Origin of the sequence: Pseudomonas fluorescens (assembly GCF_902497625.1) — a bacterium.
Taxonomy (GTDB): Bacteria; Pseudomonadota; Gammaproteobacteria; order Pseudomonadales; family Pseudomonadaceae; genus Aquipseudomonas; species Aquipseudomonas fluorescens_BQ.
This window is the reverse complement of sequence record NZ_CABVGX010000035.1, coordinates 54,138-64,835: the sequence shown is the minus strand read 5'-3', so window position 1 is coordinate 64,835 and position 10,698 is coordinate 54,138. Positions and strand designations below refer to the sequence as shown.

The following is a 10,698-nucleotide window of genomic DNA, read 5'->3' as shown; positions in this document are numbered from 1 at the left end:
TCAAATCCGGCTCCCGCAACCAAACATCAAGAAAGGCTACTCGAAAGAGTGGCCTTTTTTGTGTCCGCTAAAAAACCTCTTCGCAACAATGACATGCCTCGCTTTGACACATGGTCTCGGCCAGCAATTTTCGAGACAGAACCACGCTCAGACCTGAACTCTGGACCGCTCGAGACTGCATCGCCATCGCCGATAAACAGCATGCGGCGTAATATTTGGAATTATTTTTTCTTGCAGGGATTGGTAACTCGGCTGGATACCCCCATCCTGTCGCGCACAATCCAAGAGGTGATTGATGCGCGCCAACTCGTCTGATTCACAAGACTCCGTCACCGCGACACAACCGATCAAAGCCGAGCGTTTGCGCTTGCTCGATCGTGTGAGCAAATACCGTCAGCCCATCGGCCTGACGGTGACGCTTCTATTGTTCGCCATCGCGCTTATTGCCTGTCGTCATCTGCTCAGCGAACTCGACCTGTACGCGCTGCACGACTCGATTCTCAATGTGCCAAAGCCGGCATTGCTCGGTGCGGTGGCGGCGACCATTGTCGGCTTCATCATCCTGCTCGGATACGAATGGTCCGCCAGCCGCTATGCCCGCGTGAGCCTAGCACCGCGTACTCTCGCACTGGGCGGCTTCACGGCCTACGCGATCGGCAATGCCATCGGTCTCTCGATGCTGTCGGGCGGCTCGGTTCGTTACCGGCTATATGCGCGTCACGGCCTGGGAGCGTCGGAAGTCGCTCACATGACCCTGTTTGCCAGCCTCTCGCTCGGTTGCGCCCTGCCCCCGCTGGCGGCGCTCGCAACATTGAGCAACCTGCCCGCGGCTTCCGCTGCGCTGGGTTTTTCGGAAACATTGCTGGGGACAGTCGCTGCCGCTGTATTGGTGTTGTTCGCCGCGTTGGCCATCGGCATCTACCGTCGCCGCCTGCCGGAGCAGCCTTACCCGGACAACCTGCTGGTCAAGGCCGGGCGCCGCACCTTGCGTCTTCCGGGTCGCCGCCTGACTTTTCTGCAACTGATCATTACCGCCCTCGACGTTGCCGCCGCAGCCACCGTGCTTTATCTGTTGCTGCCAGAAGCGCCACCGTTCGGTGCGTTCCTGCTCGTGTATCTGCTGGCCCTGGCCGCGGGCGTACTCAGCCATGTGCCCGGCGGAGTGGGCGTCTTCGAAGCCATTCTGCTGGCCGCTTTCGCCGATAAACTGGGCGCCGCTCCGCTGGCTGCTGCGCTTCTGCTCTATCGGCTGATTTATGTCGTGCTGCCATTGCTGGTCGCTTGCTTGCTGCTGCTGATCAACGAAGGCCAGCGCCTGTTTCAGACACGTCAAAGCCTGCGTGCGGCGTCGGGTATGGCGGCGCCGATTCTTGCGTTGCTGGTATTTCTGTCCGGCGTGGTGCTGCTGTTTTCCGGCGTGACCCCGGAGATTGACACCCGCCTGGAACACATCGGTTTTCTGATCCCGCATCGCCTGGTCGACGCTTCGCACTTCGGCGCCAGCCTGGTCGGTGTGCTGTGCTTGTTGCTGGCTCAGGGCTTGCGTCGGCGTTTGTCAGCCGCGTGGATGCTGACCACCATTTTACTGCTGGTCGGCGCCCTGCTCTCGCTGCTCAAAGGGTTCGACTGGGAAGAAGCCTGCCTGATGACGCTGACCGCGAGTTTGCTCGGGGTTTTTCGGCGTTCGTTCTATCGCCCCAGCCGCCTGACTGAACTGCCTTTTTCGCCGCTGTATCTGGTGTCGAGCCTGTGCGTACTGGGGGCATCGATCTGGCTGTTGCTGTTCGCTTATCAAGATGTTCCTTATAGCCATCAGCTGTGGTGGCAGTTCACCCTGGACGCCGATGCGCCGCGCGGTTTGCGCTCGCTACTGGGCGCGGCCGTGCTGTTGCTGGTGGTCTCGCTGACCTGGCTGCTGCGCACTGCACGCCCGGTCATCCACCTGCCGACACCGGATGAACTGGATCGCGCGGCAAAAATCCTCATGGCTTCTGCGCAACCGGACGGCGGCCTGGCCCTGACCGGCGACAAGGCGTTGCTGTTTCATCCCAATGACGAAGCCTTTCTGATGTACGCGCGGCGGGGCCGTAGCCTGGTGGCCCTGTACGACCCGATCGGTCCCGGCCTGCAACGCGCGGAAATGATCTGGCAGTTCCGTGACCTCTGCGATCTGCATCACGCCCGCCCCGTGTTCTATCAAGTGCGCGCCGAGAACCTGCCTTACTACATGGACATCGGTCTCACGGCGATCAAGCTCGGCGAAGAGGCACGGGTCGATTTGCTGCGTTTTGATCTCGAAGCCAAAGGCAAAGAGATGAAAGACCTGCGATACACCTGGAATCGTGGCACTCGCGATGGCCTGTCGCTGGAGATCCATGAACCCGGGCAGGCGCCGATGGATGAGCTCAAGGTGATTTCCGATGCCTGGCTGACGGGCAAGAATGTGCGCGAGAAAGGCTTCTCGCTCGGCCGTTTCAGCGACGACTACCTTAAACACTTCCGCATCGCGGTGATTCGTTTCGAAGGGCGACCGGTGGCGTTCGCCAACCTGCTCGAGACTTACAGTCACGATCTGGCCAGCCTTGACCTGATGCGCGCGCACCCGCAAGCCCCCAAGCTGACCATGGAATTCATGATGGTCGGCCTTCTTCAACATTATAAGAGTCATGGCTACGCGCGCTTCAGCCTGGGCATGGTGCCGCTGTCGGGCTTGCAGCCCCGGCGTGGCGCACCGTTGACTCAGCGCCTGGGTTCGATGGTGTTCCGCCGTGGTGAGCAGCTGTACAACTTCCAAGGCTTGCGCCGCTTCAAAGACAAGTTCCAGCCAGACTGGGAACCCCGTTATATGGCCGTGCCCGCCGGACTCGATCCGCTGGTTGCGCTGGCCGACACCGCCGCCCTGATTGCCGGCGGCCTGACTGGACTGGTGAAACGCTGATGATTCGACGCTCCTTGCGCTATGTATTGGCCACGCTACTAGTGCTGGCCGTGATTGTCGGTGGCGCTTATTGGTATATGAACCGCCCTGCGCCCGAACCGACACTCGAAACGCTGACGGCGGCCGACGGCCCTGCCATGACCCGCGTCATTCCAGGTAACGCACCGCGCGCGCAAGTGCTGGTGGCAGTGAATGCCGAGCAGAAACTTAGCGATAAACAGTTGATGACGTTGAGCCGCTCAGGCTCGGCGCAGATCGTCCAGGTGATCCTGCCGACGGATTGCCTGCTGCAAACTCGCGCCCTGCAAACCGGATTGAGAGCGCTGAACGGCCCGGCGACGCTGGTCAGCGGTATTGGTCCGGGCGCCGTGCTGGCCTGGCGCTGGTTGTCGGAGCAAAAGGACAACAAGGCTCAGGCTGTCTCGGTCGACCTGGCCCTGGAAAAACCCGGCTGCACCCACTTGCTGCCAAAAAGCGCAACCCACGGCCATTGGCTGGTTGCCTGGAATGACAACCCGGACGACACCAGCGCCGGTTTCGTACGCGATCAACCAAACGCCGAGACCAGCATCAGCGACTACGACATCAATCTGCCGCAGGTGCTGAACAACGAACTGCGCAAAATTCTCGTCGGTGGTGACAAGGCCGCTGGCGGCTTGCAGATCCCGGTCGTGGAAGTGCCGGCGGGTCAGGCCAAGGACACCGTCACCCTGTTCCTCTCCGGCGACGGTGGCTGGCGGGATCTAGATAAAGACGTCGCTGGAGAAATGGCCAAGATCGGCTATCCGGTGGTCGGCATCGACACCCTGCGCTACTACTGGCAGCACAAAAGTCCCGAGCAAAGTGCGCTCGACCTGACCGAGTTGATGCAGCACTACCGGCAGAAATGGGGCACCAAACGCTTCATCCTCACCGGCTACTCCTTCGGAGCCGATGTCCTGCCGGCAATCTACAACCGTCTGGAACCGTCCGAACAGCAACGCATCGACGCCATCATCCTGCTCGCCTTCGCCCGCACCGGCAGCTTCGAAATCGAAGTCGAGGGCTGGCTGGGCAACGCCGGCAAAGAAGCCGCCACCGGCCCGGAAATGGCCAGATTGCCCGCCGCTAAGGTCGCGTGCATCTACGGTGAAGAAGAAGCCGATGAAAGCGGCTGCACCGACAAGACGGCTGTTGGTGAAGCGATCAAGCTGCCGGGCGGTCATCACTTCGACGAGAACTACCCGGCGCTGGCCAAGCGGCTGGTGGACGTGATCGAGAAGCGGCAGGGCAAAGTCGCTCAAGAGTAATCTGAGCCGCAAACAAAAAGCCCCCGCTACCGTGAAGGCAACGAGGGCTTTTGCTTACAATCGACGCTCTGCGGCGTCATAAACCTCTGCGTCACGTCGAGCACCGACCGCAACAATCAATACCTGGATCGCCTTCCCGTTAACTCGATAAACAATCCGCGTGTCGCCAGTTCGAATTCGTCTACAACCTGCGAGGCTCGCTCTCAGTGGTTTACCGCTCTTGTCTGGCTCACCGTTGATAATCCGCTCTTCGATCACATCCAGAATGCGATTTGCCGCAACAGCTCCCAGTAGGTCCAGATCCTTTTGGACATCCGGGTGATAGATAACGCCCCACACCATCCCCAGCTCCTTTAGTCTTTTCTGGCGTACCGTGCCCGCATATCGTCATGGCTGACTGCCTGAGCCTCATCAAAACCGGTCAAGCGTTCCCGAGCGGCGACTTCAATCCGAAGGTCATCCAGCTCGTCGAGCATTTCCTGATAGGCATCGACATTGATGATCACCGCTGCTGGTTGATTGTCTTTGAAAATGACCAATCGCTCAGTGGCGCGACTGGAAATCTCCTTAAGCCTCGCGCTGAAGCCCCTGACCATCGCTGTTACAGATATCGCTTGGTCAGCACGCTCTAGTAATGCCGTCATACTCACCTCTCTACACCAACATGCAAATTGAACACACAGTTCTACGCAAAGTATTGCGTTGAATTAGACATCTATCAACCGCCAATCGAGCAAGAGCGACCAACTGTCCTCGCCCGCGTACAAGAAAGCCCCCGCCACCTTCACGGCAACGGGGGCTTTTTGATGCCGCAGCCTTACATCTCCACCTGCGTCCCCAACTCAATCACCCGATTCAGCGGCAGATTGAAGAAACGCAAATTGCCATTGGCGTTCTTCAACATGAACGCGAACAACGCCTCGCGCCAGCGGGCCATGCCTTCCAGTTTGGAGGCAATGACCGTCTCGCGGCTGAGGAAGTAGGTGGTACGCATCGGGCTGAAATCGAGGTCGCTCAGGTGACACAATGTCAGCGCTTGCGGCACATCCGGCTCGTCGACGAAGCCGAAGTGCAGGATCACCCGGAAGAAGCCTTCACCGTGGGACTCGACCTCGAAGCGACGGGTCGGAGGTACGCGCGGGATGTCTTCGTATACCACCGTCAGCAGCACCACTTGTTCGTGCAACACCTGGTTATGCAACAGGTTGTGCAGCAACGCGTGGGGCACAGCGTCCGGGCGCGCGGTGAGGAACACGGCGGTACCCTGAACCCGATGCGGCGGTTGCACGGCAATACTGCTGATGAAAATCGGCAGCGGCAGCCCGCCCTCGTCCATGCGCTCGACCAGCAGCTGCTTGCCGCGCTTCCAGGTGGTCATCAGGACGAACAGTGCGATACCGGCGATCACCGGGAACGCGCCGCCCTGAATGATTTTCGGCACATTGGCGGCGAAGTACAGACCGTCCACCAGCAGGAAACCGAGCAACAGCGGAACCGCCAGAATAGGCGGCCACTTCCACAGCAGCAGGATCACCGCCGACACCAGGATGGTGGTCATCAGCATGGTGCCGGTCACGGCCACGCCGTAAGCCGAAGCCAGCGCGCCGGAAGACTCGAAACCCAGCACCAGCAGGATCACGCCGACCATCAGCGACCAGTTAACCGCGCCAATGTAGATCTGACCCTGTTCGGCGCTGGAGGTGTGCTGGATGTGCATGCGCGGAATATAGCCGAGCTGGATCGCCTGACGGGTCAGGGAAAACGCACCGGAGATCACCGCTTGCGAGGCAATCACCGTGGCCATGGTCGACAAACCAACCAGCGGAATCAGCGCCCAGCTTGGCGCCAGCAGATAGAACGGGTTGCGTGCTGCTTCCGGGTCGCCGAGCAGCAGTGCGCCCTGCCCGAAGTAATTCAGCATCAGCGCCGGCAACACGAGGATGAACCAAGCGCGGGCAATCGGCTTGCGGCCGAAGTGGCCCATGTCGGCGTACAGTGCCTCGGCGCCGGTCAAGGCCAGCACCACGGCGCCAAGGATCGCTACGCCCATGCCCGGATGCACGACAAAAAAGCGCACGGCCCAGGCCGGGTTCATCGCTTGCAACACTTCGGGGTGTTGCAGGATGCCGTAGACGCCCAACGCGCCCAGCACCAAAAACCAGGTGACCATGATCGGGCCGAACAAAATGCCGATTCGCGCAGTGCCGTGACGTTGAATCAAAAAGAGCGCGACCAGCACGATCAAAGACAATGGCACCACCCAATGGTCGATGCCATCGAACGCAAGGCCCAGGCCCTCTACCGCCGACAGTACGGAAATCGCCGGGGTGATCATGCTGTCACCGTAAAAAAGCGCCGCGCCGATCAGACCGCAAACCACCAGCAGGCTACGCAACTTCGCATGCCCTGCCGCCGCGCGCCGAGCCAGCGCGGTCAAGGCCATGATGCCGCCCTCGCCCTGGTTGTCGGCCCGCAGCACGAACATCATGTATTTGATCGAGACCACCCAAATCAGCGACCAGAAGATCAGTGCCAGAATCCCCAGCACGCCGTCATGATTGACGGGCACGCCGTAACCTCCTGAGAACACTTCCTTGAGGGTGTACAGAGGGCTTGTGCCGATGTCGCCATAAACTACCCCGACCGCTGCGACCAACATGCCGATCGGCTTCGCCGCCGAATGTTCCGCGCCCGCCGTCTGACTACTTGCCTGACCCATCCCACACTCCTGATACCCAGACCGGACTTCTTCGGAAAAAGCACTATGCTTAGCTGCGCAGCATGCGCTGTTTTACTAACTGTTACAGACGTTTTGTTGACTGCGAAAAATCGATAAAGCTCAAAACCGCGAAGCATAGCGCAGCACTCGTCGTATTTCCCCGCATAAAGCTGGTCAAGTGCGCGTCCCATCGCTAGAATTGCGCACTTTTTGATCAGAGGCATACCAAGTGCCCGTCAGCCGCCTTGCCGCCCTCGGCATCAGGCGTCACAAATACCGAGGTTAGACATGTCCACAGCTCCTGCGCCGGCCAATCCAAAGGTTGGTTTCGTATCCCTGGGTTGCCCCAAAGCACTGGTCGACTCCGAGCGCATCCTTACCCAGCTGCGCATGGAAGGCTATGACGTGGTGTCCACGTATCAGGACGCAGACGTCGTGGTGGTGAACACCTGCGGCTTCATCGATTCGGCCAAGGCTGAATCTTTGGAAGTGATCGGCGAAGCGATCAAGGAAAACGGCAAGGTCATCGTTACCGGCTGCATGGGCGTGGAAGAAGGCAACATTCGCAAGATTCACCCAAGCGTGCTGTCCGTGACCGGTCCGCAGCAGTACGAGCAAGTGGTCAATGCCGTGCATGACGCCGTGCCGCCGCGCCAGGATCACAACCCGCTGATCGATCTGGTGCCACCGCAAGGGATCAAGCTGACGCCGCGTCACTACGCGTACCTGAAGATTTCCGAAGGCTGCAACCACAGCTGCAGCTTCTGCATCATCCCCTCGATGCGCGGCAAACTGGTCAGCCGTCCGGTCGGCGACGTGCTCGACGAGGCCCAGCGCCTGGTCAAGGCCGGCGTCAAAGAGTTGCTGGTGATTTCGCAAGACACCAGCGCCTACGGCGTCGACGTGAAATACCGCACCGGTTTCTGGAACGGCGCGCCGGTGAAAACCCGCATGACCGAACTCTGCGAAGCCCTGAGCAGCCTCGGCGTATGGGTGCGCTTGCACTATGTTTACCCGTATCCGCACGTCGACGAGCTGATTCCGCTGATGGCTGCCGGGAAAATCCTGCCGTACCTGGACATCCCGTTCCAGCACGCCAGCCCGAAAGTCCTCAAGTCAATGAAACGCCCGGCGTTTGAAGACAAGACCCTGGCGCGCATCAAGAACTGGCGCGAGATCTGCCCGGACCTGATCATCCGGTCGACCTTCATCGTCGGCTTCCCTGGCGAGACCGAAGAAGACTTCCAGTATTTGCTTAACTGGCTGACCGAGGCCCAACTCGACCGCGTCGGCTGCTTCCAGTACTCGCCGGTTGAAGGCGCGCCGGCCAACCTGCTGGACCTGGAGATCGTGCCGGACGACGTCAAGCAGGATCGCTGGGACCGCTTCATGGCGCATCAGCAAGCGATCAGCTCGGCACGTCTGCAAATGCGCGTTGGCCGTGAAATCGAAGTGCTGGTCGATGAAGTCGACGAGCAAGGCGCGGTCGGCCGCTGCTTCTTCGATGCCCCGGAAATCGACGGCAACGTGTTCATCGACAACGGCAGCAACCTGAAACCGGGCGATAAAGTCTGGTGCAAAGTGACCGATGCCGACGAATACGACCTGTGGGCTGAACAGATCTAAAAGCAAAAAATACGAAAGCCCTGCTCTCCTGGCGAGATGCGGGGCTTTTTTAGGTCTATCGTTTGAGGGTGAAAAGGACGCATGACACCAACGACTCAAGGAGCCCCGGCCATGGGCCAACATTCGGTCATTCACACGCCGAGACAGCGCGACTACGTGGAACTCACGCGGGTATGGGAAGCCTCGGTGCGCGCCACCCATGATTTTCTGCCCGACAGCTACATTGAACTGCTGAAAAATCTGGTACTGACCCGCTACCTGGATGCGGTGATGCTGGTCTGCACCAAAGATTCGCGGCAACGCATCACCGGTTTTGCCGGGGTCGCGGTGGGCAAGATTGAAATGCTGTTCATCGATCCGGCCCATCGGGGTCAGGGTTTGGGCAAGCAGTTGCTGCGTTACGCCATGGAGCAGTTCAACGCCGATCAGCTGGACGTCAACGAGCAGAATACCCAGGCGCTGGCGTTTTACCTCAAGCAGGGTTTCGAGGTGGTCGGCCGCTCGGAGGTGGACGGGATGGATCAGCCTTATCCGTTGCTGCACATGCGGTTGCGCCAAAACCAGCAGCGTTCACAACATGCCTGACGCCATAGAACCCCTGTGGGAGCTGGCCTGCCAGCGATGCAGACGCTACGGTTTGTCAGATACACCGAGGTGATGCAATCGCTGGCAGGCCAGCTCCCACAGGAAATTCAGCCGTACTGAAATGGACCCGCGATTAACCGGCGCCAGGCAGGTACAATGCCTACCCCTTTTTTGTTACGGCCCTGTCATGACTGACCCGATTCGTCTCTCCAAACGCCTCATCGAACTCGTCGGCTGTTCCCGTCGGGAGGCTGAGCTGTTCATTGAGGGCGGCTGGGTCACCGTGGACGGTGAGGTCATCGACGAGCCGCAATTCAAGGTCGACACGCAGAAGGTCGAGCTCGATCCGCAAGCCCAGGCTACTGCGCCAGAGCCGGTGACTATTCTGTTCAACGTTCCTGCTGACATGGACGCGGAAACGGCCATGGCTACCATCAGCGCCGAAACCCTGAGCGAAGAACATCGCTTCAGCAAACGCCCGCTCAAGGGCCACTTCCTGCGCCTGACCGCCAGCACTGATCTGCAGGCCAACGCCAGCGGTCTGTTGGTGTTCACTCAGGACTGGAAGATCCTGCGCAAGCTGACCGCCGATGCCGCAAAAATCGAGCAGGAGTATGTGGTCGAGGTTGAAGGCGAGATGGTGGCTCACGGCCTCAACCGTCTGAATCACGGCCTGACGTACAAGGGCAAGGAACTGCCGGCGGTGAAAGCCAGCTGGCAGAACGAAAACCGTCTGCGCTTTGCGATGAAGAACCCGCAACCGGGGGTCATCGCCCTGTTCTGCCAGGCCGTAGGCCTCAAGGTCGTTGCGATTCGGCGCATCCGCATAGGCGGCGTGTCCATCGGCAAAGTACCGCTGGGCCAATGGCGCTACCTGTCCGGCAAAGAAAAGTTTTAAGACTTGTCACGCCGCCCCACTTTTTCGGCGTCGCTGTGTAAGCGGCGCCCACTGCTGAATATCAGGATTGCACACCATGATTCATAACGACGTACTGCGCAGCGTGCGCTACATGCTCGACATCAGCGACAAGAAAGTCATCGAGATCATCAAGCTCGGCGGCATGGACGTGAGCCTCGAGGATTTGCAGACGTACCTCGACAAGAAAGAGGAGGACGAAGAAGGCTTCGTACGTTGCCCGGACGAGGTCATGGCGCATTTCCTTGATGGCCTGGTGACCTTCAAACGCGGCAAGGACGAAAGCCGTCCGCCGCAGCCGATCGAAACGCCAGTGACCAACAACATCATCCTGAAGAAACTGCGTGTGGCCTTCGAACTGAAGGAAGACGACATGCACGCCATTCTCAAAGCTTCCGAGTTCCCGGTCTCCAAGCCGGAACTGAGCGCACTGTTCCGCAAGTTCGGCCACACCAACTATCGCCCGTGCGGCGACCAGTTGCTGCGCAACTTCCTCAAGGGGCTCACTCTGCGAGTGAGAGCGTAAAAAAGCTGCAAGCTGCAAGCTGCAAGCTTGAAGCGGAACCCGATCCTCTTGCAGCTTGCAGCTTGCAGCTTGTATCTGGGCCGAATGGCCCCCCATTCC

At 59.6% G+C, this 10,698-nt stretch carries 10 protein-coding genes; 7 read left to right on the top strand and 3 right to left on the bottom strand.

What is annotated here, in order from left to right:
- The 3 genes from F8N12_RS27930 to F8N12_RS19990 form a co-directional block, all read left to right on the top strand.
- A partial coding sequence (locus F8N12_RS27930) for a hypothetical protein (RefSeq protein ID WP_224787682.1) occupies window positions 1-315 on the top strand: 315 nt, incomplete at its 5' end.
- Complete coding sequence (gene mprF, locus F8N12_RS19995; protein WP_150580052.1) at window positions 296-2,938, top strand: bifunctional lysylphosphatidylglycerol flippase/synthetase MprF; 2,643 nt, start codon at window positions 296-298, stop codon at window positions 2,936-2,938. The genes F8N12_RS27930 and mprF, both read left to right, overlap by 20 nt.
- Window positions 2,938-4,227, top strand: a complete 1,290-nt coding sequence (locus F8N12_RS19990; protein ID WP_150580053.1) for a virulence factor family protein — start codon at window positions 2,938-2,940, stop codon at window positions 4,225-4,227. The genes mprF and F8N12_RS19990 overlap by 1 nt, the downstream gene beginning before the upstream one ends.
- A gap of 54 nt (window positions 4,228-4,281) precedes the next feature.
- Here the strand turns inward: F8N12_RS19990 and F8N12_RS19985 are convergent, their stop codons facing one another.
- The 3 genes from F8N12_RS19985 to F8N12_RS19975 all read right to left on the bottom strand — a co-directional run bounded on the left by F8N12_RS19985 (window position 4,282) and on the right by F8N12_RS19975 (window position 6,946).
- Window positions 4,282-4,569: a type II toxin-antitoxin system RelE family toxin gene (locus tag F8N12_RS19985; protein ID WP_150580054.1), complete on the bottom strand. Its 288-nt coding sequence runs from the start codon at window positions 4,567-4,569 to the stop codon at window positions 4,282-4,284.
- Between the two features lie 11 nt (window positions 4,570-4,580).
- Window positions 4,581-4,871, bottom strand: coding sequence for a type II toxin-antitoxin system Phd/YefM family antitoxin (locus tag F8N12_RS19980; RefSeq protein WP_150580055.1), 291 nt, complete (start codon window positions 4,869-4,871; stop codon window positions 4,581-4,583).
- Window positions 4,872-5,044: 173 nt separating this feature from the next.
- Window positions 5,045-6,946 (bottom strand): potassium transporter Kup, encoded by a 1,902-nt coding sequence (locus tag F8N12_RS19975; RefSeq protein ID WP_150580056.1) that lies wholly within the window; start codon window positions 6,944-6,946, stop codon window positions 5,045-5,047.
- A gap of 288 nt (window positions 6,947-7,234) precedes the next feature.
- On the opposite strand from F8N12_RS19975, the gene rimO reads away from it, so the two are divergent.
- The 4 genes from rimO to F8N12_RS19955 all read left to right on the top strand — a co-directional run bounded on the left by rimO (window position 7,235) and on the right by F8N12_RS19955 (window position 10,599).
- Window positions 7,235-8,572 carry a 30S ribosomal protein S12 methylthiotransferase RimO gene (gene rimO, locus F8N12_RS19970; protein WP_150580057.1) on the top strand — a complete coding sequence of 446 codons (1,338 nt, stop codon included), beginning with the start codon at window positions 7,235-7,237 and terminating at the stop codon, window positions 8,570-8,572.
- 111 nt (window positions 8,573-8,683) lie between these two features.
- Entirely contained in the window at window positions 8,684-9,157 is a 474-nt protein-coding gene (locus tag F8N12_RS19965) for a GNAT family N-acetyltransferase (protein ID WP_150580058.1), read from the top strand.
- A gap of 187 nt (window positions 9,158-9,344) precedes the next feature.
- Window positions 9,345-10,055, top strand: a complete 711-nt coding sequence (locus tag F8N12_RS19960) for an rRNA pseudouridine synthase (protein WP_150580059.1) — start codon at window positions 9,345-9,347, stop codon at window positions 10,053-10,055.
- Window positions 10,056-10,131: 76 nt separating this feature from the next.
- A complete protein-coding gene (locus tag F8N12_RS19955; RefSeq protein ID WP_150580060.1) occupies window positions 10,132-10,599 on the top strand; it encodes a DUF1456 family protein in 468 nt (155 codons plus the stop codon).
- Window positions 10,600-10,698 lie beyond the last annotated feature (99 nt).